The following is a 23,000-nucleotide window of genomic DNA, read 5'->3' on the forward strand; positions in this document are numbered from 1 at the left end:
TGCCTGTCTTCACAGTTACAATCCATCAAAAGATGTTATTGCGTATTCTGTTGTGTTTGCTCTTGTAATGTAAGCGTAACATATCTATTTTGCAAAATCAACTTCACTGGATCATAGGATCGTTCGCACATATACTCCATAAGAAAAATTAACGTGGCATACGCAAAATGGCTGCCCTTAAAGCCTGCGCCCCCTCCTCGGTTTCCAGGTACGTAGCGGGACTTTGGTCCCCTAAAGCCGGGATATCTTTCATGATCCATTCAAAAGTGTACTCCCCCATTTCACACAATAGTACCCGACTTATATCCGCCGGAATCCCTTGTCGTTGTGCACGTTCTGCCCACGCGGGGTCCAGCTTCTGTTCAAGTTCTTCAAACAGTTCGGAAAATGAGTCCCAGCTTGCCTGATTAAACTCTCTGAAATACATATCTTTCATACTCATGTAAATTCACTCCCTGGATTGCAATTAATAACACCGAAGTCCTATCTGACACAATTCATCCTTAAGCCGCTTGAATCCGTTTCTGTAACAGGTAGACTTAATTTTAAATGTTTTTCGGGGGAAAGACTAGTACAGGAGGATTCAACAAATGACTTATGAAGAAAACACTTCCGGTTGGGATGCAATTGATAAAGCCATCGGTGAGCTATACGGTGAAGAGGAGCCGCACCATTATGGAACATCCATTCCTTACATGCTCGGAGGTCCGGACCCTCTCGATGGCATCAGTGTTTATGCAGTGAATACACCCATGCCCCACTGGCATTTTGTCACATATGGTTTCTCTGAATTATATGAAAAAGAGATGCAGGATGCATCCAAAAGCGGGTATGGTTTTGAACTCACATTTCGTCTTACACGCAGTGAAGGAGAGACTGATCCGCCAGCCTGGGCGCTGAATCTGCTTCAAAATGTAGGACGTTACGTGTTCACTAGCGGAAATATCTTTCAGCCAGGAGATTACATGGACGCCAATGGACCCATCTGTCTGGAGTCCGATACTTTGTTGACTGCTCTCTCGTTTATTGAAGACCCGGATCTACCGGCGATCTCTACACCTAATGGTTCCGTGCAGTTTATTCAGATGGTTGGGATTACAGGTCGGGAGCTGGAAATGATTCAAACGTGGAATGCGCGCGGCTTCCTCTCGGCCTGCTCCAATTTCATGCCCAAATACGTGACTGATCTGATGAGAAATTCGTACGCAGATATTCCTTCTGTTGTACAAGCGGTTGAGCATGGAATGGAACAGGACGGATCGAGCACAGCGTTTTTATTCATACAACAACTGGGCTGGGAGTCCCCGCGTAAAAAAATGCTGATAAAGACCGTTCCGGGCAAACTCCAGCTTGGAGCCAAACAGGCTGTATTAGTCGGAACCATCCTTCGTAGCCGAATTTCGAAAGGTACCTCTCTATCCTTGATCGGACCTGATACTACTATTCTGTTCGAAGCCGGAGAACATCCTTCAGTACTAGAATCGGACAGGCAAGTTACCCTGAGGGTGAACGAAAAAATTGTTGAGGATCTGACAGAAAACCTTCGCCCGGTTGAAGGAACATTCGAGATAACTTCATTGGATCATATGCTCGTTCAGATTGTTAAAACAGAAATTAAAAACCAGGAAGGGCAAGTCATCAAAACGATTGGATGACGCACCTCAGATTCAATCAGATCCTACGCTTACTAGCGACTGTGCAGGAAGGAGGAATCAAACATGCCTGCCATTACACTTGCCTCACGGCACAAGGAGTCCGCCATGTGCCAGCATGTAACAGAAACGGCTCCGTTCGATTATTTACCAAAATCTCAACTGGATAGGCTTCGCAAAATCAATCATTTCCTGATTCATGCCTTCCAGAACAGCCTCTCGGATATTAAAGAGAATTTAACGGGCACTTATCTTTTTCTACTCACAGATATGGACGGTGTGCTTCTCTCCATGGATTATAGTCCAGATCTGGAAACTGTCGTAGAAGATTCCCCCATTCGTCCGGGCATGTTCTTCACTGCAAAGAGCTGTGGAGTTAACGCCATATCAGAAACGATGGATAACAATAAGCCTGTACTGCTGCTACCCGAGCAGCATGAAAGTCCTTATTTTCAAAGCTGGCATTGTTACGCCGCACCTTTGTTCATGGGATCGCAACATGTCGGTTATCTGGATGTGTCCACCATTAATGCAGATATGCAAGGTGAACTGATTGCCATTGCCAAGCTAATTCCAGCGTACATGCAGAACTGTTATCAGAGTCAACAGACTGCTGAACTGTGTGACAAACCTGCAGTGGAGTTCACCGAGCGTCAGTTAACCATTCTGGAAATGATAGCCGGAGGCCTCACGGTAAAAGCCATTGCTTTGAAATTAAAGATCAAGGAATGCACCGTGAATCATCACAAAAAAGTGATTTTTAACAAATTAGGTGTGCAATCCAGCACAGAAGCTGTTTCAATTGCCAGCCGAATGTCTTATGTATAGAAGACCCCTATAGATTCCTATAGGTAGTATATGAGAACGTTTGTGCTACAATTTAGGAAGCAGGCAACATGTAGAGAGAGAAACAAACACACACATTTCAGGAGGGTAATATGACAATTCCAAAAAAAGCTTCTTTATTCGCCATGCTCATTATGATTATGCTGGTTGCAGCCGCTTGCGGTGACAAAGCAGATAACACAGCCGCAACAGAAGAGCCTACCCCGACAGAAACAACGACGGGTACTGATTCTAATACAGCGAATACAGAAGAAACAGAGAACACAGAACCAGCAAGCGAAGAGTCCAAGGAAACTGATAATTCCCAAGACGTTGAGCTGGGGACTACGGAAAAAGGTTCTTACACCAATGACTATTTCGGCGTATCTCTGAAATTCCCGGAAGCATGGGAATTCCAGGATGCTGCAGGCATGAATGAGCTGACAAGTGCTTCATCCGAAGCGATTGCTGGTGATGATGAAACAAAGAAAAAACAAATTGAACTGTCTCAGACCAAAACATTGAATCTGCTTATGGCTTCAAAATACCCATTGGACGGAGGTCAAGTTGGCCCTTCCGCTATGGCCATTGCTGAGAAAGTGAGTTTGTTGCAAGGCATTCGTACAGGTAAAGACTACCTGGAAGCAACCAAAAAATTCATGGTGGATAGCCAGTTCCCTTACGATTATAAGGAAATGACAACGGAAACCATCGGTGGTAAAGAGATGGATCTGATGCAAATCACGATGGATCCAGGTGACGGTTCAACCATTACTCAAGATTACTATAGTACAATTATTGAAGGATATGCTTTCAACTTCATCTTCACTTACATGGATGATAAGACCAAAGCCGAGATTGATACCATCAAGAAATCGGTTCAATTCAAATAATTGCTTTTGATTACTGCCATTATATGAAGAACATATAACTTAACCCCGATAACGATCTGTGGAGATCATCGTCGGGGTTCTTTTGTCGTTGAAAAAGACTATATATTGCACTGTCTAGCTAGATATGGCTACCCAGTGCCCTTCCGTGACTTCTACCCACTTGGAATGCTCGAGATTATAACGGTCCTCTACTTCAACATTTTCTCTAGGTGTTTCTCTGCCAACATGTCTCTTTTTCTTCGCTTCTACCGCTGGATCAGGCACAGGAATCGCAGACAGCAATGCCTTGGTGTAGGCATGTTGTGGGTTGGAATATAGTTCCTCACTCTCGGCCAGCTCTACAATTTTCCCGTTATACATCACAGCCACTCGGTCACTGATATGTTTAACCATGGACAAGTCATGTGCGATGAAGAGATACGTCAATCCGAGTCGCTGCTGCAACTCTTCAAGCAATTGTACGATCTGAGCCTGTATCGACACATCCAGTGCAGACAGTGGTTCGTCACATACGATGAATTCCGGCTCCACAGCCAGAGCTCGCGCTATACCGATCCGCTGTCTTTGTCCTCCCGAGAATTCATGTGGATAACGCTGCGCATGGGTAGGATCAAGTCCCACCATCTCCAGCAATTCCTCCACACGCTTCTCCCGCTGAGATGCTGTACCTGCAAGTTGATGAATATCAAGGGCTTCTCCAATGATATCCATAATCCTCATTTTGGGATTCAGCGATGCATAAGGGTCCTGGAAAATAATCTGCATATGTCTGCGCATCGTTTTCATCTCCGAAGCTGATAAGCGATTGAGCGGGACTCCTTTAAACAGTACATCTCCACCTGTTGGCTCATGCAACCGCAGAATCGCACGCCCCGTGGTTGATTTTCCGCTGCCGGATTCCCCTACAACGCCGAGCGTCTCTCCTTGACGAATATGGAAACTGATATCATTTACGGCCTTTAAGGTATTGCCTTTCCCCAGATTAAAATGTTGTTTGAGCGACTTCACCTCAAGCAATGGCTGATCATCCTCGAGATCTCTTGGGACCAACGATACCGGTTTTGGCTTTTTCTTCTGATCCAGACGTGGTAATGCATTCAGAAGCCTGATCGTATACGGGTGTTTGGGATTAGCAAAAATCTCTGTTGTCGTCCCGGTTTCCACAATCTGTCCTTCTTTCATCACAACAACCCGATCACACATGCCTGCTACTACGCCCAAATCATGGGTGATCAGAATAATAGATGTCCCAAGTTGCTCTTGCATATCTTTCATCAAATTCAGAATCTGTGCCTGAATTGTAACGTCCAGTGCGGTTGTCGGCTCATCGGCAATGAGCAATTCAGGACGACAAGCAAGTGCAATACCGATCATGACTCGCTGGCGCATGCCTCCAGAGAATTCGTGCGGATACTGGTTGTAGCGGATTTCACTGCGAGTTATCCCCACCCGCTCCATCATCGCGGTCGCCTGCTTCTTGGCTTCCCTTTTGGACACCTTCTGGTGTTTGATCAGACTCTCGGAGATCTGTTTCCCCACTTTAATGGTCGGATTAAGGGAACTCATCGGGTCCTGAAAGATCATGCCAATATCACGTCCACGGATACTCTCCATCTCTTTCTGCGTTTTATTGGCTAGGTCGACACCTTTAAATAGAATCTCTCCCTTTTTCATCTGTGAAGGCGGCGATGCAAGCAGCCTCATAATGGAACGTGCGGTTACACTTTTTCCACTTCCCGATTCTCCTACAATACCTAGCGTCTCACCTTTTCGTACTTCAAAACTTACTTCTCGCACTGCCTGAAACTCACTCTCTCCAGAATGAAAAGAGACCGATAGATCATTCACTTTCAGTAAAGGTTCCATGCCATCACCAGCTCTCATCCGTTTTTTCACATACCCATATGTATACAATTATTACCTTGACAATTGTTTAGACCCTAAATAATATATACTATATCAATCGGAATAATGCAATTTAAACCTGAATGAAAGGAGGTGCGCTTGGTTTGAATCTTGCAGAAAGCAGCAGACTCTCGCGGTTGGTACATAATTTAAGCTTTATTTATGGCAAAATGCTGCTTCATCCTTCCTACCGATATGTTTTGTTCATTCTTGGATTACCGATCAATCTGGTCGTGTTTCTAATATGGCGTTCAAATCGAAAAAATGACGGCTGGGTAGCTGCCAGACAGGCGGCTGAGCAAGAACTGCTCGCTTCTTCCTACCGGAACAGGCTGAAGTTGGAAGTGGAAGAACAACTGCGTCGCAAACATCGTTTTTTCCAGCAACAGGTCAGTGAGGAAGAATTCAAACGTCAGACTGAGGAATGGTTGGAGGAAAGTGTTCAGACAGAGTTGAAGGAGCGGACTTCTCGCATACTTCAGGAACAGGGAAGTCACCGTCTTACGATGGCTGATACATTCCACTCACTGATCGACAAACCATGGTTTTTCACGATATCCCTTATTCCCGGCTTTCTGATGTATGGCATCCTCTTTTTGTATGGAAACCCCTATCTAAAGTACATATTTGAAAGAATACTGATGACGGTATTTGTCATTCTGGGCGTAGCCACACTCGTATTTACGATTTTGTATCTGTCTCCGTTTAACCCGGCAGCTAACATTCTCGGAGAGACAGCAACGCAGGAACAGATTGCCGCATTCAATCAGGTGTATGGCTTGGATCAGCCTTATCTTACACAGCTCTGGAACAATATCAAGGGAGTTGCCCTCTTCGATCTTGGCAAGTCTTTTGCAGGAAATGAAGACGTAACAGCAACGATTGCAAGGAAGTTTCCAATTACATTGACCCTCGCGGTCATCTCCCTGCTGTTAGCACTTGTCATTGCATTACCCATCGGTATTATCTCAGCGATTAAGCCTAATTCGTGGTTCGATTATACGTTCATGTTCATTGCTCTGATTGGATTATCGATCCCGAATTTCTGGCAAGGACTTATTTTCATTCTGAATTTTTCAATCAAAATGCAGTGGCTTCCCGCTACCTTCAACCCGCAGAACTGGCTGTCGATCATTATGCCAACCATTGTACTGGGTACGGGACTCACAGCTGCGGTGGCCCGGATGACCCGGTCTTCTACACTGGAAGTCATTCATGAGGATTATGTGATGACTGCCCGCGCCAAGGGGTTAAGCGAACGTCAAGTCATGCTGAAACACGCAGTACGTAATGCATTGATCCCCATCGTAACGGTGGTTGGACTTCAATTCGGAGCCATGTTGGGTGGAGCAGCAGTGACGGAGAAAGTGTTTAATATCAGCGGTCTCGGCAGCTATATTGTGGATAAACAATTTATCCCCGATATTCCGAGTATCATGGGCGGAGTAATCTACACAGCAATTACGATCTCCATTATCAATGTAGCGGTTGATCTGCTGTATGCTTTTATTGATCCAAGAGTGCGCTCCAAGATGAAACAATATTAATGTGTGAACTTTTTGAACTACCTCTTAAAGAAGGTGTACTATGACAAACTCGTCTTTAACACAAGAAATGCGTTTTCGGCTTAAGTCTTCTCGAGAATACAGTCAGGCCAGCTTCGCCTGGATCACGTCCCTTCTCTTGACTGCCTTGTTGCTGTTCAACAGTTATGACTGGAGTGAGCAGACGTTCAAACCATTTCTGCTAACGATACTTGGGATCTATGTATTCTTCACACTGGTTCAAAGTATCATCACCCTTCGGATTCGAAAAGACTTGATCCGTACGGGTACGGTCACTGCTCTGACTCGCAGGATCGCCTGGGTTCAGCTACTTGCTATCATTTCTGGCAATATATTTATCGTAACGGCAGCCTTTCATCTGATTCGAAAAGCCAGAAATGTGGAGTATACCTTTGCGGTGTATATGCTGTTAACCCAGCTGTTCGTTATCGGTGTATCTGCGTTAAATGTTTTCAAACCCTATGTGGCTGATAACTTTCTGCCAGCCATGGCGGTGCTCATATTTATTCTCGTCATTGACCTGGTCGTACTGATTATCGTATCCCGATATAACGCGACCTCGATCCTCCCTCGCTGGATGATCGGTGTCAGTGTAGTGCTGATTCTGACCTCAATCACAGGTAATGTATTTGCACTATTGCTCGGCATTTCCATCATTGGACGCATTCGCAGACAGGGGAAACAAAAATCAAACTTCTGGAATGATCTGTGGGAGCGACTTGCTCCAAATATGACTGCCATGTCCGGTTTGTTTTTTATCATTTTTCTGTTCTCGATATCGATCTGCAGCTTTTTTACCTTTGACTACAGCATGGCTGTGGAAAATAACTACTCGGCGCTGCTTCAACCCCCTTCCCTGGCGTATCCGTTGGGAACGGACGATTTCGGACGATGTTTATTTTCCCGGATTGTATTTGGTGCCCGAATCTCCTTAATCGTAGGTTGCATGTCGACCATCATTCCAGTGTTGATCGGTGGAGTCCTCGGAGCATTCTCCGGCTTCTACGGAAGGCATACGGATAACATCATCATGCGGCTGCTCGATATTCTCTATGCCATTCCGGGAATTCTGCTTGCCATTGCGATTATTGCGGCGTTTGGAGCCAATACGGTCAATCTCATTCTGGCGCTGAGTCTGGGTTCGATTCCAACTTACGCCCGTACCATGAGAGCCAGTGTGCTCTATGTTTCTACTTTTGAATTTGTGGAAGCTGCACGTGCACTGGGGTACAACAATCGTACAATTATTTTCAAACACATTATTCCCAACTCCCTTGCGCCCATGATTATCAAGTCCACACTCACGATTGGTGGAGCTGTTATCGCTACCAGCAGTTTGAGTTATCTGGGACTCGGCGTGGAGCCGCATATTCCGGAATGGGGTAACATTCTGAAGCTCGGCAGTACATATCTGGAGACCCACTCTTATCTGGCGATTTATCCAGGTTTGGCTATTATTCTGCTGGTTCTTTCGTTTAACTTTCTCGGTGACGGTCTGCGTGATGCGCTTGATCCCAAGCTGGAGAAGGCCTAAATGATTTGTTGAAATGAATGATATAGAAAAAAAGAAATCACACATCACACATTCAAGATATGGAGGGTAATCCCATGAAAAAACGTACACTGATCTCATTGCTATTAATTCTCGTCATTGTGATTTCCGGCTGCAGTGTAAAAACGAAAACCGAATCCCAGGCGGAGACCGCACCAGCGGACACAACGGAAACTGCACAAAAACCGGCTGACATTGAACTGCTCGCCATGAGTTCTTCCGAAAATGATGTAAACATTGTACGCGACCAGCTGACTAAAAACGGCTTCAATGTGAAGTTGAATCTTCAGCCGGATTACGGTAGCTTCAAATCCCAGCAGGATGCAGGAAATTATGACATTGCCTTGTCCAGCTGGACCACGGTAACGGGAAATCCTGATTATGCGGTGCGTTCCCTTTTCAAAACAGGTGGAGATTACAGTATCCTCGCAGATGCGGAACTTGATAAACTCATCGATCAGGCAGCTACTCAAACTCCAGATGAGTACAAAGACACGTACAAACAATTGGAAGATCGCTTGGTAACGGATCAGGCGTATATCGCTCCTCTGTACATTTCCCTAAAGAGTCAGGCTGTGAACCAAGACATTCTGAATGTTGACACCGTTCGTCTCTCCAAATCCCGCGCCATGGCTTGGGAACCGATTGAGTTCAAGGACCGCTCCAAAAATGCCAAAGATCCGTTGATTCTGACGCAAAGCGCATCCGTACTGACTTCCCTTGATCCAATCAAAGGAAACGACGGCTCCATCAACCAGTTGAATACCAATATGTATGTACGCCTCGTTAACTTGACAGATGACGATCAACTGACAGCAGAAGGATCACTGTCCCATAATTTCAGCATTGCTGAAGGTAATTCCGACTATTACTTCATTCTCAGAGACGATATCAACTTTGCGAAGATTGATAACAAAAAAGCGGTAGATACAGGAGAACGTGTTGGTGCAGATGATGTGATCTTCTCCCTGGATCGTGCTAAGAATAAAGATTCCGTTCCGGATCACCGGACGTACAGTCTGCATGAACACATCAAAGAAGCTGAGGTTGTAACGGATCTGAGTGCATTAAAATCCATCAAACAATCCAGCGGCAACGGCACAATACTCGAAGCATTGGAACAAGGATTGGGCAGCAAAATTACAGAACTCGTGACGGACAAAACCAAAGCAGATAATAGTGCAGGTAAATATCAGGTCGTTAAACTGACAACAACTGAACCTTTCCCGCAAGTACTGAACTACCTGGCTCACCAATCTGCGGGTATCGTGTCCAAAAAACAGGTGGAGAGCATCAACACATATGATGTAGCTTCCTTTGACGTCAACAAAGATATTCCTTACGGTGATCAGAACACGGTGACTGAAGGCGCAGCATACAATAACACCCTTTATACTAGCGGACCTTATATTTTGTCTTATAAAAATGACTATGAAGGTGTATTCTTAAAAAATCCGGCTTACCGGAAAGGCACGGAAGATGAGCCAAAAATTGCTCAGGTTAACGTCCGATTCATCGCGGATGCAGACAGCGCCCTCTCTGCTCTTCGCAGCAGTGAAGTTCACTTATACTACGGTGTACCCGAAACAAAGTATGACATCATCGAAAATGACAGCAAACTGAAACTGCAAAGTCTGCCAAGTAACGCTGTCTCCTATCTGTTGTTCAACACGGCCAATCGTGAAGTTGCCAAGAGCAGTGACCTGAGAAAAGCCGTGCTGTACTCCATTAATCAGGATGAGATTTTGAGTTTCTACAAGAACAACAAACTCAAAGCATACTCCACAGTAAGCCCGCTCGTTCAGACCGGGAATGAATTAAAAGCTGATCCTGCAAAAGTAAAAGAATTCTTGAGCAACTATAACGCCTCCAAATAAACGTATACCAAAAAGGCTGTCACTGGATCATCTACCGATCCTGGTGACAGCCTTTTTATTCTTCCAGCACACGACAATCTGCCATAACATCAGGGTAATTTCGCATGCTGTCTGCTTCTGTGATTTTGCGAATAACTCTGCACGGTACGCCTGCTGCAAATGAATGCGGTGGAATATCACGAGTCACCACGCTACCTGCTCCGATCACACAGCCGTCTCCAATCGTTACGCCCCCGCACACTGTGACGTTTGCCGAGATCCATACATCGTTACCAATCGTGACCGGTTTGGCATAACATAGTGACTTCACATCACCGTTCTGGTCCACCATCTGTCTCCGCTCGCTGGCAATCATGGGGTGAATGGGGGTAACAATTGTAACGTTGGGTCCAAAACTGGTATAGTCCCCAATCGTCACTTGCGCATCGTCTTGTATCGTCAAATTGTAATTACCGAAGAAATGATCGCCTATCCGGGTATGCACACCATAATGAAAAAAGATGGGACCTTGCAGGAATCCACCTTTACCGATCTGCCCCAGTAACTGTTGCAATATCTGATCCCTTTCCTCAGTCTGTTCCTCAAAGGTCTGACTGTAACGCTGACTGAGATTATGGGCTCGCCTTTTGATGGTCTTTAATTCCGAATCACTTGGACTAAACAATATGCCCTTCATGATTCTCTCTTCTTCACGCATCATGAATCCTCCTCTACAAGAGTTAGCTTATAAAATAAAAGCCACAGACATGACCTGTGAGGTTATAAGGCTTCTGATAGAATGCCTGACTTCAACGCCTGAAGAACCATTCCTCGTAACCCGGCATCAAAATCATGTTGGAACGAGTCCTGATGTACGATCTCGGGCAACGACGGCATGGGGTGATCCTTCCCGTACTGTTTCCACGCCAAATCCAGTTCTTCTCTCTCCACCCGTTCCTGATAAATGACAATCTGGTGCGGGGCAACAACGGCATTAATCGTTTGCAAGATATGGCATACCTGCACTACAAAATCATCGTTGCTCATGTCACGTTTCCAATCAGGTGAATAAGGAAGATACTTAATCTCACCAAACATCCCGTTTTTCCCACGGATCATCTGTCCATTCAACATCATGCCCATACCCGGCGGGTATCGGTTCGGAAAATAAATTCCTGCTACACTCTGTTCCTTCAGATCAGCATGTTGTGCACAGTACCCGCTAATCGCTGCATTCACATCATTCTCCACGAGAACGTTCAGCTGGAACTCGCTCTCGATCTCCCGAATCAGATGGGAATGGATAAGCTCTTCATGACTGCTCACGGTGATGTCCCCGTCCACGGCTTGTCCTGGAATTCCGATGCCAATCATATCAATGGAGGGGTACTCCGCAACGAAACGCGCGATAAGTTGCAGCACATGTTGTTTATCAAAAGCAGGCAGGATGCTCTCTTCCTTCAACACAACCTTATTCTCCAGATTCATGACCGTTGCCGAAATCAACTCCTGGCCTTTCATCTCTTTGATGTAAAGAACCAAAGCAAGCTTAAAGTTATAATTATATCGATATGCCTGAGCAGGACGACCGCCGTTAGAGGGAACCACTTTATCCTGGAACAACTCTCCGCCATCACATAATTCCTGAATCAACGCATTAATGGTAACAACACTAAGATTGGTGAGTAAAGCTAATTGCGGTTTGGTCGCCGTCTCGATCTGCTGCATGACTTCACGCACATTATTCAAATTGATGTATTTCATCATTGTAGCGTTGGCTTTTTTCATAACCCTCTCGTTTCTACTCTGGTTCAATGGAGCCAAAGCAATGGTATGGATGTCATTCACACCATATCATAACATAATGCCTTACTCGAACACATGAGTTCCATCGTACTGGCGATGGATCGAAATCGGCAGAGCTACTTGGTTCACTCAAACAAATCATCCATTGACTTCACAGGCTTCACTTCAATTGGTTGCTTGGACAAGACCATACTGGCATAGGTACCTACCCAGATTATAACTGCCATAATAACGTATACCATCCATACTTACCTCCCTGTTTCATGCGGATTATGATTTTGCGATACTTACCACATGTGACTATTCCTCTATTTAATAAATAGACTTTATAAAGTATATTAAGTAAGTATGCGAGGATAACAGTTCTTTGTCAACTACAACAACACGTATCATCTGATACTCATAATAAATGGCTGCCAACAGAATCATTCAACGATTCTGTCGGCAGCCATTTGTTCAACATGCGAGCAGTTTATTTCGAATATGTTCGCTGTACAGCAGGCAATAAGGTCACAACTTGAATACCCACTCCCCATGCAAAATAGACCAAGTGAATAATAGAGACATCCTGAATCCAGTACACCTGCACCATAATCCAGATGATGAGAGCAAACCCCGTATACAAGGAAAAAGTCCAAGCCCAATAGCGGTCAGGATAGAGATTCAGTCTCTCAGCCGGCCCCCAATGAACGTAGCGGATGAGCGAAATAGCAATCGTCGTAGGCATCACGCCAAGAACCAGCAATAGGATGATCCCCGGGAACAAAAAACTGGCAAACGGAGAATTCTCCAACAAAGATGCGGGCAAATTCACCATACTTCCGGATGGGTCTATGATTAAAATGATTCCTCCAACGATCGCCCCAATCCCCAGCATTCCATGCATCAAAATGAGTAACCACGATCTGCCTATACGCTGCTTCATCATGAATTGCTCCTTCCGTCCTCTCGTTTCTCAACTTCATATATGGAGGATTATGCTCAAACCCTCTAGTACCATTCTCACACATGCCACGTATTGTTCCTGTGTTTCTTTTCACTATATTGAATCTCGAAAATCATTCGTAATGGAAAAACTTGATAAAAGAACGTACGTTCGGTATAATGGGGATATCCTGAATAAGCGAGAGGCAGATATGGACGACAAATTTATTAAGGAATTACGCGAGATTAGTCGGGATGACAGACGAAGATCGGAATTTATGATTCAAGGATTGAAGGAAACACTGCAAGAACGCAAAGAAGAAGGCTTACTCAAGCGCTGGATACGGCGTAAGAAAACAGAGAAAAAAATCTCTCAAAGATTTAATCAAGATCCTCACTCGGATCAAAAGTAACAACATAAAAAGGAGGCATAATACGCCTCCCTTGCTATTTACATATTTGAATCATTTAGATTAGTTAGTTGTGACTTAACCCATAAGTTTGCCAAAGCACACATTTATGCTTCTAAATAAATCAAATCCTAGCTGAACTTGGTTCCTCATAAACTTACTTGCCTCTTGCCAGTTAGCTAAATGAAAAAAAGAGCAGCCTGCCATCCTGCAGTCTGCCCCGTGCTTTATGAACTAACGTTTCCCGTTAGCTTATAAGTAAGGGTCTCTATAGCTCTTTTACCATCTTCACAACTTCAATTTCATAATTTAGATGCTTATAGAAATTTACGGCACGAAGGTTATTGTTAAAGACATTCAGTATAAGCTGTCGATAGCCTTTTTGCCTTGACCACTCTTCTGCTTTGGTCATGAGTCCCTTGCCGACCCCTTTTCCTTCTCCTTGTGGAGAAACCGCAATCGCCACAATATAGCCTTGTTCTATATCGTTCAATTTATCTTTATGCGGCTGTACTTCAAGGAAACCCAGTAGCTCTCCTGTTTCATCTTCCGCCACAAAAATCTCCGTACCAGGAGAAAGACTGTCTACTGATTCTTGGGCTAGGCTGAGCTGTGATTCTTCCATTTTGACTGGATCACGCCAGCTCATCAGCTCAAAGTCCATAAATCGTAAAGCCAGACTTACAATGAAATCTTTATCGGACTCTTGAAAAGCTCTAATCTGCATACACTTACCCCTTATATTTAAATTATGGAATACCTGTTCTAATCTTAAAATTAATGCCATTATTTCTCCCAAAGCTCGACCAATCGACCTTCAGGATCTTCATTCAAAATAAACTTTCCAAATTCACTAATCTCTTTTTTCTTTGCAAGAAGTACACTAATCTGTCCAAGATGCTTCATAGTCTCGTTTAGATTATGTACTTGGAAATTTAACATCACTTGTTGTTCTGTTGGAAAACAACTGTCATTCTCGATAAAGAAAGAAAAGATCGTCTCATTTCCTAATTGGGTTTTATCACAGTCCCATTCCAATTTTCTATGTCAATCTTCAACACCTCACTGTACCTTTTTTTTAACTTCAAGATTCTTAGTTCTCCAAAATACTCCTCCGAAACCTTTATCATCGTACCTAAGTCCTGTTTATCATCAAATTTTTAGCTATCCGATTACATTAAATATTCGAGGTTTAAATTAAAATACCTTTTTCAACTATCCTGCCCGTTAGCTGAAAAACAGCCGACTATTTAGCCGGCTGTCTACTTGAGTATTCTGAGTTCTGTGCCTTATTTAACTATTTCAGCTTTTGATCTACCCCGTTTCACGGCAGAATGGCAAAGGATCGAACTGGAAAACCAGATGCTTTTTCCGCCTTCGGTACGATGTTGAAGATCACCGCACCTTTAGCCGGCACCTGATCCAGGTTTGTTAACAGCTCAACTTGATATGTATCCTGGGCGAGTACATAATATTCTGCCAGAAGTGCTCCATTCTTCTGATAATCCACTGCTGAATCCGTGTCAAAGGTTTCATGCCCAATGGCTTGTACTTTTCTCTCCTCAAATAAAAACATGAGCGCACTAACCGACCATCCGGGTGCATGACTGTTGCCTTCATCATCCTTGTTATCAAATGTTTCATGGTTAGGCCAGCGTTTGCTCCAATCGGTACGTAAGGCTACAAAACTTCCAGCTTCAATCACGCCATGCTCTCTTTCAAATTCAAGAATATGCTCCACATCCAGTGTGAAATCCGGATTGTTCTCTACTTCGGCAGACTGGTCAATGACCACAAGCGGGAGCACAAGCTCCTTCAAACCTAGTTCATCCAGATACCGGGTATCCCGAACGAAGTGGATCGGCGCATCCAGATGTGTCCCGTATTGACCCGGGAACTTGAAGCTCTGGGCAAAGAAACCTTGATCGTGATCAAACAGTGTATCGAATTGTGCTGCCTCAAAAGCTGAAAAATGTGGAGAGCCTGGACCAAACGTATGGGTCAGATCCACCCATTTCTTTTCTTTTAACAATTGAATGGCTTGAATGAGTTCGTTGGACATCCTAATCACCTCATGCACAAAATGGAATAAATTTCTCCTATTATATCTTATTCCACTACAATTGGGGAGCAGTCCCTATATTGGTTCTTAGGGCTGTTAATTTTCAAATTTAAAAACTTCACTGACCGTAGATGTCAGTGAAGTTAATTTATAATACAAGAGTAATCCATTCAATCATGAAAACAAAAGGAGCATGTATGATGCAAACGAAGAACGTATATCTATATGTATTTGATACGATGGCAGATTGGGAGGTAGGATATCTAACTGCTGAATTGAACTCGGGAAGGTATTTCAGGAAAGAGATCCAGCCTTTACAGGTCGTAACCGTAGGCGTGGATAAACATCCGGTAACTACCATGGGCGGATTGAACATCCTTCCTCATATTTCTATTGATGAATGTACATTGAAAGGTGACGATGTCATCATTCTTCCAGGAGGAAACACCTGGATGGATACCATCCATGATCCCCTATTGAAAAAAGTTGCTGCCTCCATAGAAGAGGGTACGGTTATTGCGGCGATTTGCGGTGCGACAGTTGCACTTGCAAAAATAGGGATACTGGATTCCAGACAGCATACAAGCAATGATTTAGAATACCTGAAGATGATATGCCCAGATTATACTGGAGAAACCTATTATGTAACGGAGCCTGCAGTAACCGATGGAAATCTAGTTACTGCATCTGGAATAGCTCCGTTAGAATTTACAATGCATGTGTTGAAGCTGTTGAATGTCTATGCACCAGAAACATTACAGGCCTGGTTCAATCTGTATCAGACTCATGAGTCCAAATACTTCTACCAGTTAATGAATTCTATTGCACCTGAATAACCAGTTTCCCGCGTGTATGATGGGATTCACTTTTCTCGTGTGCTTCCCTTACTCCCTGCTCAGTTAACGGGTAGGTTTCATCAATAATCGATTTGAGCTTGCCTTCCGCAGCCAGTTCAGCCAGCTGATCCAGTTGATCCCCTTTGGGCTCCATCATGAAAACGTTGGCCGTTACTCCGGCTTCCTTGGCAAGCTTCTCATCCGGTTGTTCCACCAAGGATACCAGATGCCCGCCAGACTTTAACACCTTGAAGCTATCGCGCTGAATATCACCGCCCATGGTGTCGAGTACAACATCATAACCGGAGAGAATCTCCGAGAAATCTTCTTTTTTATAATTGATAAAATGATCTACACCCAACGAGCGAAGCAACGCTTCGTTTGATTCACTTGCCGTGGAAGCCACTTCAGCGCCGAGGGACTTGGCAATCTGTATTGCATACGTTCCCACACCACCTGCACCAGCATGAATGAGTACCTTCTGCCCTTTGCCTAAACGTCCATGATCCACAAGGGCTTGCCAAGCCGTCATCGCAGCCAGCGGGATCGCTGCCGCTTCCTCGAAGCTCAAATTCTCCGGTATACGGGCAATAATGTCTGCATCAACAGCAACATATTCTGCATAAGTTCCGAATTGACGCGGACGCGCAAATACCCGATCACCTTCTCTGAACCGCGTGACATTTGAACCTGCTTCAGCCACAATACCCGCAACATCGCCGCCCAGAATCAACGGAAAACTCTCCGCTGCTTCTTTCATATCACCTTGTCTGATTTTGAAGTCCACCGGGTTCACCGACGTGGCATGTGTTCGAATTAACACCTGATTCACTCCACATGCTGGCTTGGCTACTTCCTTTTCCTTCAATTGTTCCGCTCCACCAAATTCTTCAATCACAATTGCTTTCATTAGAAATCCCAGCCTTTCCATTGATTATCGTTATACTCTCTCTCTCCCTTCATTACCCTTTCCCGGCGATCACTTGACCTATTCATTCAAAATTCACAGCAATCTGGGATTCACAAGCCCGTTCAACAATCGTGATATAATGTCCATTATCATTACGTTAAATCTTAACCCAATAACTGAACAAGCGAGGTAACACGATGGAAGTAGAAGTAAGTACATTACATGCATTTTCGGACAAGGTTTATGGTGGAAACCCCGCAGGTGTTGTTTTACAAGCAGCGCATTTGTCTGAAACCCAGATGCAGGAGATTGCCAGACAAGTCGGTTTTTCAGAGACTGCATTTGTTATGCCCTCGGATCAGGCTGATTTCAAAGTGCGTTATTTCACCCCAAGTGATGAAGTCGATCTATGTGGACATGCCACAATTGCTTTATTTTATCTAATGAAGACACAACAGCTCGTTAATGTTGGTACATATACACTGGAGACACTAGCCGGAATTCTTAAAGTTGATATCGCAGTCAATGGAGAAGTCTATCTGTCTCAGACGTTGCCAGAGTTTGGGGAGATCGTGGATCGACAGCAGATTGCCGATTCGTTACGTATTTCTATGGAGGATTTGCATTCCGAACTACCTGTACAGATTGTGTCTACCGGGCTACCCGATATCATGATAGCCGTTAAAGATGTTGATGTTCTGACCAAAATCGATCCTGACTTCCAGCGTATCAGTGAAATATGCAAGGCTCATCACGCCATAGGTTATCACGTGTTTACACTCAAATCAGATGCTGAGGACGTTCTGGCAGAATGCCGTAATTTTGCACCACTTTATGATATACCGGAAGAGAGCGCAACGGGCACATCCAATGGTGCCATGCTCTGTTATTTATCCCAGTACAACCAGCTTACAGATCCTCATCATCACACGTACACGATCAGACAAGGGTACACCATGAACCGCCCCTCTGAGATCCGAGCCAGATTAACGCTGGACAGCTCTAATGAAATCACACAGATTCAGGTTGGCGGTCGTGCAATTCATATCAAAAACATTCAAATACACCTCCCTTAGTGGGAGGTGTTTTACGTACTTAGGATATGTAAACTATCTTATGCGAAGCAGTGTAATAGCCTGGCCTGTGGTCATCATTGAATTTGTTGTAAAAATCGTAGTACCGCTACCTCCAACTGGTTCAGTCCTGGCTGCTCTATAGGAAAATGGCCTGCCCCTTCCAAGATCACACATTCCTTGTCTACCACCAGACGATCAAAAAAAGATTGGCTGAACCTGATCGGTGTCATGGGGTCCAGATCAGGGTGAACCAACAGGACCGGACACTGATTGAACTGTTCCGGGCTTACCTCAGGTTTTTTATTAAGGAATGTTCTTAATAATTCCAACGGAATACGTGTAGCTGCCGCTTGTGGATCATTCATAATAAGCCGGGTTAAGTCCTTGTTATTAGTAATCAGTTGCATACGGGATACCTGTTTGACCGAAATACGTACATGATCCAGCAGAGCAGGAAACATATCCATCATCCGTTTTCCCGCCCGGCTTACCAGACGATTCGGTGCAAGCTGATCTCGCATTTCCTGATTACTCGTGTCTACAAATGTAGTTGCGATCAAACCCTTAACATGCTTGCTGCGTGCACTGGTGTGATAGGCAAGCATACCTCCGATGCTACTTCCCAATACAACGATTGGCTTGCCATCTTTTTTGTGTTCCCGTTCGATGAGTGACACAAGCAGCTCTATCCAAAGTTCGTAGTTAATACGTGTACCAGACATTACGTAACTTAAACCATATGGCGGAAGATCTGGCGATACCACCTCGTATCCATGTCGCTGCAACATGCGGGCATATGGAGCGAGCAACCTGCCGTTGCCCCCCGCACCATGAATGAACAGAATTTTGAGTGAAGACTCCGGCGCAGGCAAGCGATCGATATGCATATTAACCCCATTTGACTCCCACCATTCTTCCTCAGGAACTGTATGCTCCCCTAACCTCACTTCTTCCGGGAAAAAGCCCTGATACTGTTTCCAATAGGGATGTGTTGTCTGATATGAAGGCAAACTTTTTTTCATACGGTACATTCTCCTCTTTTCGTATACAAAAAAAGCCGTACAGTGTACGACTTTTCGTTAAGAATACGTCTATGACCATACTTCTTTTTATAACACCTTCGTATATCTGTCAATCGGGAAACTGTACATTGCCCGGTACGATATATGCACCACCTGACCCATCATTAGGTAGAGCCGGGATCGTGTCATTTAATACCTGACCGCGAATATCGGTAATACGAACGTTTAGTTTTTCTTTGCCCAGTCCAGTTCCGAGGAAATGATTATAGTCTTGCTTTTCAAGATTGAGCCACGTACCATCCTTCTGTTTCACTTCGAACTTCAGCACCGGATATTTGTGATTACGAACCTGAATGGCTGCCCACCACTGACTGCTGCCTTCCTTGATCCGATAGGAGACATTGCCTTGAATTGGAGCTTTGACCACTTTCCAACTGATATTGATTTTGCCTGCCTTTGGGTCACCGATCAGGTTAAAGGCATTCGGTGAGAGATCCAGCGCTCCGCTGGCACCCTCTGGATAGAGGTCTGTTACATAGACGGTTGTTTTGCCTTTAGGACCCTGCACCTCGAGATAGGCTCCCGCTAAAGCGGCTTTGACACCGTTATAATTGAGTTGGAACGGATTAAGTGCAGTAATCTTCATGTCCGCCGGGATGGGATCAAGCAACACTGCACCTCCCGAGTAACCTGAGCCTGTATACGTCGCGTAACCCTGATATGTATCATTCCATGCAGCAGATGCAGGCAGAGCAAATAATACGAGACTGAGCAACATCCCTGTACCGGACCATTTTAACCGTTGAAATCTACTTTTCTTGTTCATGAGCTATTCCTCCTCGTCTGTTCTCGTGTAAATGACCCTTTCAACTGCTAGATTTGAATATAACATTATTTTACATAATGACTGTTTATTTTCAATCCCTATCTACCAAATCACATCCAAAGTCCTGCCTCTGGACTTGAACATTCATGACCACGCACAAGATATGGATACATACCATAATTTGGTTGAATGAGCATAACTACAAGCCGACATTAGGACGATTCCCAGTAATAAAAAAACGCCACACCCCGGAGTAATTTCTCTCTCCAAATGGTGTGACGCCTATTAAACACTCCGGTCAGAATACCCGGTCTGTCCAAGGACAGCCAGCGTTTGACTCAACCTGTTTCCCTTCGTTTCATCCGCTTCCTTAGTCGCTCATACGATGCGTAAATCCGCGGAGATTCTTTTGTCAGGATAGGCCCCAGCACAGCCAGAATTAACACATACAACACGGCAAACGATTGGATGGATGCCATCAGCCCTCCGGCCTTGCCGATGTTCGCCATGATAATGGAGAATTCGCCCCGCGAGACCAGGGTAAAGCCCACATTCAACGAGGCCTTAGGGCTCATTCCAGCCAGTCTGCCAGCGATCATACCTGCACCATAGTTACTGGCAATCGTCAGAATAACGGCAATAATCGTCATCCCAACCGCTCCGCCAAGTGAAGCCGGCTCGATGGTCAGACCAAAACTGAAGAAGAAAATGGCACCAAAAAAATCTTTGAAAGGCATGATCTGATGCTCAATCCGACTCACATGTCTTGATTCGCCCAACACAAGCCCCATCATCAATGCTCCAATGGCTTCTGCTACATGCAGTGTCTCCGAGAAACCAGCCACCAGGAAGAGCAGTGTCATGACGGTAAGCAGAAACAACTCTGATGACTTGATATTCAGTGCCTTATCAATATATTTGATGCTTTTCCTGCCAATAATCAGGAACAGCACAATAAACAGCAGGGCAGACAGCGATACCAGCAGAACACTTAAGAATGAAGTTGCCCCGCTGAGCACAAGCCCAGTCAGGATGGAGATATGAATCGCGATGAACAAGTCATCAAACATGATCATGCCCATAATAATCTCTGTTTCAGGGTTTGCCGTGCGTTTCAAATCAACGAGCACTTTAGCTACAATGGCTGTAGAAGAGCTGGTCATGATCCCGCAGACAACAAGTGTCTCCTGAAGGGGCAGATCCATGAACCACCCCAACAGCAATCCAGAGACAAAATTCAGACCAACATAGAACATGCCCCCGGTCAGAATGGCTTTACCAGACTTTAATAACCGGGAGACCGAGAACTCCAAACCCAGATAAAATAACAAAAACAAAATGCCAAGCCTGCCCATAAATTCAATAAAGGTCGAACTTTCGATAAAACGTAAATCCACTATGCCGATCTGTGGTGCATGTGGTCCAACAGCCATACCAATCAGGATATAGAAAGGAATGACCGAAAATCGTAATCGTGAAGATATCAGCCCAGTAAGTGTAATCAGCGCAACGGCAATTCCCACTTCGAATATGAGCATATCCATAGGCTAAGTCCGTCCATCAGTCAACAATTGTTTGAGATGTTTGATCTGATTCCGTTCACCGGCAACTACAATTGTAGCTCCAGCGGTAAAAGCATAATCCGGGCCTGGATTAAAATGCTTCTCCTTATCCTTGGTCACAACAGCGAGAATTACGGCGCCCGTGGCCTGACGGATATCCAGTTCACCAATCGTCATGCCTACGCTTGCGGCGTGAGGCTCAATCCGTAGCCATTCGATTAACAGCCCTTCAAGCATTACTTCACGTTCATCCTGAAACTTCGGTTTATAGGTCATACCACCAACAATAGCGGCTACCACCCGGGCTTCATCATCGTCCAGGGTGACAAGAGATACCATATCACCCACCTCTTCAGGTGTATCCCCTGACTCCATATGGAACAGGTCACGTCGCTCGTCGTTATGAATCACAATGACCAAATGCTCACCACTACGGGTATGCAACCAGTATTTACGTCCAATCCCTGGTAAGTCCGTCTCTTTAAAGTGCATGATCTGCACCCCCTAGCGCCGGCTCGTTCAAGGTTTCGCTCCTCAGCTCAATCCCCGTAATGCGTATCCTCATGGAACCTGATGGTGTATGAACAGACCTAATTTCCCCTACACTGCCAAGCAGTAATTGACTCCCTACTGGAGAGAGGAAGGAAATACGCCCCTCATCAGGATTGGTATCCTCTGGCATGACAATCATGAACGAATCCGATGTATGAAAATCGATATATTCAAAATCAATATGACTACCGATCAATACCGCCGAGTCCAGATCTTCATCCGGGCCCAGGAGCAGTTTTTCCACATACTCCTTATATGCCGATAATTGTTTTTCCAATTGTATCCGCTCCGGATCGCGCACGTCGAAATAGGCGTCGAGAAATGTTCTTTTCTCTTCACCGAATGTAAATAGCTGGCTCACCAGCTTCTCTCTGCAATTATGGCGGGAAGTTCTATGGTTCATAATAGATTTCACCCCCTATACAAGCCTTGTTCTCCATGTTGATTGGCATGTTTCTCTTCATCATCTTGTTTTCCTCCTTTTTATTTTAAAAAGCCCCCGGGATACGAGACCTTCTTACCATCTTACCAAAACTAATATTTTAATCCAGTATATTCGTCTAACTTGCTTTTTTATTATCATTTGTGGTCATATCTTCCATTTAATAACTTAATTCTTCACATCATATGGTAGATCCATAGAACATTTTAATTACTGCATAAAAAACATTTTATGAATTTATATCTCGTATTTTTATTTGCTTTCCTGTATATTTAACTACAAACTTTTATTCAATTTATGCAAATAGGTATTTACAGACTTTAA

At 44.5% G+C, this 23,000-nt stretch carries 22 protein-coding genes and 1 pseudogene; 9 read left to right on the top strand and 14 right to left on the bottom strand.

Annotation, left to right across the window (positions count from 1 at the left end):
- Positions 1-148 precede the first annotated feature (148 nt).
- The gene (locus F0220_RS22330) at positions 149-442 is read right to left on the bottom strand and encodes an antitoxin Xre/MbcA/ParS toxin-binding domain-containing protein (RefSeq protein WP_105599910.1); all 294 of its coding nucleotides are present in this window, start codon (positions 440-442) and stop codon (positions 149-151) included.
- Between the two features lie 148 nt (positions 443-590).
- On the opposite strand from F0220_RS22330, the gene F0220_RS22335 reads away from it, so the two are divergent.
- The 3 genes from F0220_RS22335 to F0220_RS22345 all read left to right on the top strand — a co-directional run bounded on the left by F0220_RS22335 (position 591) and on the right by F0220_RS22345 (position 3,370).
- Positions 591-1,655: a suppressor of fused domain protein gene (locus F0220_RS22335; protein WP_105599912.1), complete on the top strand. Its 1,065-nt coding sequence runs from the start codon at positions 591-593 to the stop codon at positions 1,653-1,655.
- A gap of 63 nt (positions 1,656-1,718) precedes the next feature.
- Positions 1,719-2,480, top strand: a complete 762-nt coding sequence (locus F0220_RS22340) for a LuxR C-terminal-related transcriptional regulator (RefSeq protein ID WP_105599914.1) — start codon at positions 1,719-1,721, stop codon at positions 2,478-2,480.
- A 110-nt stretch (positions 2,481-2,590) separates the two neighbouring features.
- Positions 2,591-3,370: a hypothetical protein gene (locus F0220_RS22345; RefSeq protein WP_091013550.1), complete on the top strand. Its 780-nt coding sequence runs from the start codon at positions 2,591-2,593 to the stop codon at positions 3,368-3,370.
- Between the two features lie 114 nt (positions 3,371-3,484).
- Here F0220_RS22345 and F0220_RS22350 read toward each other — a convergent pair whose 3' ends face one another.
- On the bottom strand, positions 3,485-5,236 hold the full coding sequence (locus F0220_RS22350; RefSeq protein WP_105600034.1) for an ABC transporter ATP-binding protein: 1,752 nt from the start codon (positions 5,234-5,236) through the stop codon (positions 3,485-3,487).
- A 143-nt stretch (positions 5,237-5,379) separates the two neighbouring features.
- Here F0220_RS22350 and F0220_RS22355 point away from each other — a divergent pair, with 143 nt between their 5' ends.
- The 3 genes from F0220_RS22355 (at position 5,380) to F0220_RS22365 (ending at position 10,269) form a co-directional block, all read left to right on the top strand.
- A complete protein-coding gene (locus F0220_RS22355) occupies positions 5,380-6,822 on the top strand; it encodes an ABC transporter permease (protein ID WP_105599915.1) in 1,443 nt (480 codons plus the stop codon).
- A gap of 40 nt (positions 6,823-6,862) precedes the next feature.
- A complete protein-coding gene (locus F0220_RS22360; protein ID WP_149846765.1) occupies positions 6,863-8,374 on the top strand; it encodes an ABC transporter permease in 1,512 nt (503 codons plus the stop codon).
- A 74-nt stretch (positions 8,375-8,448) separates the two neighbouring features.
- A complete protein-coding gene (locus F0220_RS22365; RefSeq protein ID WP_105599918.1) occupies positions 8,449-10,269 on the top strand; it encodes an ABC transporter substrate-binding protein in 1,821 nt (606 codons plus the stop codon).
- 55 nt (positions 10,270-10,324) lie between these two features.
- Here F0220_RS22365 and F0220_RS22370 read toward each other — a convergent pair whose 3' ends face one another.
- The 3 genes from F0220_RS22370 to F0220_RS22380 all read right to left on the bottom strand — a co-directional run bounded on the left by F0220_RS22370 (position 10,325) and on the right by F0220_RS22380 (position 12,982).
- Positions 10,325-10,969 (bottom strand): sugar O-acetyltransferase, encoded by a 645-nt coding sequence (locus tag F0220_RS22370; RefSeq protein ID WP_223199751.1) that lies wholly within the window; start codon positions 10,967-10,969, stop codon positions 10,325-10,327.
- Positions 10,970-11,028: 59 nt separating this feature from the next.
- Positions 11,029-12,015, bottom strand: a complete 987-nt coding sequence (locus F0220_RS22375) for an ROK family protein (protein WP_223199752.1) — start codon at positions 12,013-12,015, stop codon at positions 11,029-11,031.
- A 511-nt stretch (positions 12,016-12,526) separates the two neighbouring features.
- Positions 12,527-12,982 carry a hypothetical protein gene (locus F0220_RS22380; protein ID WP_105599923.1) on the bottom strand — a complete coding sequence of 152 codons (456 nt, stop codon included), beginning with the start codon at positions 12,980-12,982 and terminating at the stop codon, positions 12,527-12,529.
- A 208-nt stretch (positions 12,983-13,190) separates the two neighbouring features.
- Here F0220_RS22380 and F0220_RS22385 point away from each other — a divergent pair, with 208 nt between their 5' ends.
- The gene (locus tag F0220_RS22385) at positions 13,191-13,391 is read left to right on the top strand and encodes a hypothetical protein (protein ID WP_091034774.1); all 201 of its coding nucleotides are present in this window, start codon (positions 13,191-13,193) and stop codon (positions 13,389-13,391) included.
- A gap of 265 nt (positions 13,392-13,656) precedes the next feature.
- Here the strand turns inward: F0220_RS22385 and F0220_RS22390 are convergent, their stop codons facing one another.
- From F0220_RS22390 to F0220_RS22400, 3 genes and pseudogenes are all read right to left on the bottom strand, one after another.
- On the bottom strand, positions 13,657-14,175 hold the full coding sequence (locus F0220_RS22390) for a GNAT family N-acetyltransferase (RefSeq protein WP_223199753.1): 519 nt from the start codon (positions 14,173-14,175) through the stop codon (positions 13,657-13,659).
- Positions 14,175-14,513, bottom strand: a pseudogene (locus F0220_RS22395) (VOC family protein); the annotation flags it as partial. The gene F0220_RS22390 and the pseudogene F0220_RS22395, both read right to left, overlap by 1 nt.
- 199 nt (positions 14,514-14,712) lie before the next feature.
- Positions 14,713-15,450, bottom strand: coding sequence for a cyclase family protein (locus F0220_RS22400; protein ID WP_105599926.1), 738 nt, complete (start codon positions 15,448-15,450; stop codon positions 14,713-14,715).
- A 200-nt stretch (positions 15,451-15,650) separates the two neighbouring features.
- Between F0220_RS22400 and F0220_RS22405 the strand changes: the two genes are divergently transcribed.
- Positions 15,651-16,286: a type 1 glutamine amidotransferase family protein gene (locus F0220_RS22405; protein WP_105599927.1), complete on the top strand. Its 636-nt coding sequence runs from the start codon at positions 15,651-15,653 to the stop codon at positions 16,284-16,286.
- Here F0220_RS22405 and F0220_RS22410 read toward each other — a convergent pair.
- Complete coding sequence (locus tag F0220_RS22410; protein WP_317451993.1) at positions 16,270-17,217, bottom strand: NADP-dependent oxidoreductase; 948 nt, start codon at positions 17,215-17,217, stop codon at positions 16,270-16,272. The genes F0220_RS22405 and F0220_RS22410 overlap by 17 nt on opposite strands.
- Before the next feature lie 176 nt (positions 17,218-17,393).
- Here F0220_RS22410 and F0220_RS22415 point away from each other — a divergent pair, with 176 nt between their 5' ends.
- On the top strand, positions 17,394-18,272 hold the full coding sequence (locus tag F0220_RS22415) for a PhzF family phenazine biosynthesis protein (protein WP_105599928.1): 879 nt from the start codon (positions 17,394-17,396) through the stop codon (positions 18,270-18,272).
- A 74-nt stretch (positions 18,273-18,346) separates the two neighbouring features.
- Here F0220_RS22415 and F0220_RS22420 read toward each other — a convergent pair whose 3' ends face one another.
- The 5 genes from F0220_RS22420 to F0220_RS32995 form a co-directional block, all read right to left on the bottom strand.
- Entirely contained in the window at positions 18,347-19,294 is a 948-nt protein-coding gene (locus tag F0220_RS22420) for an alpha/beta hydrolase (RefSeq protein ID WP_105599930.1), read from the bottom strand.
- A gap of 109 nt (positions 19,295-19,403) precedes the next feature.
- Positions 19,404-20,120, bottom strand: coding sequence for an expansin ExlX (locus F0220_RS22425; protein WP_105599932.1), 717 nt, complete (start codon positions 20,118-20,120; stop codon positions 19,404-19,406).
- 338 nt (positions 20,121-20,458) lie between these two features.
- Positions 20,459-21,664 (bottom strand): cation:proton antiporter, encoded by a 1,206-nt coding sequence (locus F0220_RS22430; protein ID WP_076216431.1) that lies wholly within the window; start codon positions 21,662-21,664, stop codon positions 20,459-20,461.
- A gap of 3 nt (positions 21,665-21,667) precedes the next feature.
- The gene (locus F0220_RS22435) at positions 21,668-22,174 is read right to left on the bottom strand and encodes a cation:proton antiporter regulatory subunit (RefSeq protein WP_181155487.1); all 507 of its coding nucleotides are present in this window, start codon (positions 22,172-22,174) and stop codon (positions 21,668-21,670) included.
- Entirely contained in the window at positions 22,164-22,637 is a 474-nt protein-coding gene (locus tag F0220_RS32995; RefSeq protein ID WP_091013515.1) for a GreA/GreB family elongation factor, read from the bottom strand. The genes F0220_RS22435 and F0220_RS32995 overlap by 11 nt, the downstream gene beginning before the upstream one ends.
- Between the last annotated feature and the right edge of the window lie 363 nt (positions 22,638-23,000).

The sequence above is a fragment of the Paenibacillus sp. 37 genome (genome assembly GCF_008386395.1).
In the GTDB taxonomy this organism is placed as follows: Bacteria; Bacillota; Bacilli; order Paenibacillales; family Paenibacillaceae; genus Paenibacillus; species Paenibacillus amylolyticus_B.

Excerpts from the sequence above, each read along its gene's own strand:
- F0220_RS22330 (WP_105599910.1), bottom strand. The coding sequence starts at position 442 with ATGAGTATGAAAGATATGTATTTCAGAGAGTTTAATCAGGCAAGCTGG.
- F0220_RS22405 (WP_105599927.1), top strand. The coding sequence starts at position 15,651 with ATGCAAACGAAGAACGTATATCTATATGTATTTGATACGATGGCAGAT.
- F0220_RS22415 (WP_105599928.1), top strand. The coding sequence starts at position 17,394 with ATGGAAGTAGAAGTAAGTACATTACATGCATTTTCGGACAAGGTTTAT.
- F0220_RS22365 (WP_105599918.1), top strand. The coding sequence starts at position 8,449 with ATGAAAAAACGTACACTGATCTCATTGCTATTAATTCTCGTCATTGTG.
- F0220_RS22375 (WP_223199752.1), bottom strand. The coding sequence starts at position 12,015 with ATGATGAAATACATCAATTTGAATAATGTGCGTGAAGTCATGCAGCAG.
- F0220_RS22370 (WP_223199751.1), bottom strand. The coding sequence starts at position 10,969 with ATGATGCGTGAAGAAGAGAGAATCATGAAGGGCATATTGTTTAGTCCA.
- F0220_RS22435 (WP_181155487.1), bottom strand. The coding sequence starts at position 22,174 with ATGCACTTTAAAGAGACGGACTTACCAGGGATTGGACGTAAATACTGG.
- F0220_RS22385 (WP_091034774.1), top strand. The coding sequence starts at position 13,191 with ATGGACGACAAATTTATTAAGGAATTACGCGAGATTAGTCGGGATGAC.
- F0220_RS22425 (WP_105599932.1), bottom strand. The coding sequence starts at position 20,120 with ATGAACAAGAAAAGTAGATTTCAACGGTTAAAATGGTCCGGTACAGGG.
- F0220_RS22340 (WP_105599914.1), top strand. The coding sequence starts at position 1,719 with ATGCCTGCCATTACACTTGCCTCACGGCACAAGGAGTCCGCCATGTGC.
- F0220_RS22430 (WP_076216431.1), bottom strand. The coding sequence starts at position 21,664 with ATGGATATGCTCATATTCGAAGTGGGAATTGCCGTTGCGCTGATTACA.
- F0220_RS22380 (WP_105599923.1), bottom strand. The coding sequence starts at position 12,982 with ATGATGAAGCAGCGTATAGGCAGATCGTGGTTACTCATTTTGATGCAT.
- F0220_RS22420 (WP_105599930.1), bottom strand. The coding sequence starts at position 19,294 with ATGAAAAAAAGTTTGCCTTCATATCAGACAACACATCCCTATTGGAAA.
- F0220_RS22410 (WP_317451993.1), bottom strand. The coding sequence starts at position 17,217 with ATGGAAAGGCTGGGATTTCTAATGAAAGCAATTGTGATTGAAGAATTT.
- F0220_RS22390 (WP_223199753.1), bottom strand. The coding sequence starts at position 14,175 with ATGGCATTAATTTTAAGATTAGAACAGGTATTCCATAATTTAAATATA.
- F0220_RS32995 (WP_091013515.1), bottom strand. The coding sequence starts at position 22,637 with ATGAACCATAGAACTTCCCGCCATAATTGCAGAGAGAAGCTGGTGAGC.
- F0220_RS22360 (WP_149846765.1), top strand. The coding sequence starts at position 6,863 with ATGACAAACTCGTCTTTAACACAAGAAATGCGTTTTCGGCTTAAGTCT.
- F0220_RS22400 (WP_105599926.1), bottom strand. The coding sequence starts at position 15,450 with ATGTCCAACGAACTCATTCAAGCCATTCAATTGTTAAAAGAAAAGAAA.
- F0220_RS22345 (WP_091013550.1), top strand. The coding sequence starts at position 2,591 with ATGACAATTCCAAAAAAAGCTTCTTTATTCGCCATGCTCATTATGATT.
- F0220_RS22350 (WP_105600034.1), bottom strand. The coding sequence starts at position 5,236 with ATGGAACCTTTACTGAAAGTGAATGATCTATCGGTCTCTTTTCATTCT.
- F0220_RS22335 (WP_105599912.1), top strand. The coding sequence starts at position 591 with ATGACTTATGAAGAAAACACTTCCGGTTGGGATGCAATTGATAAAGCC.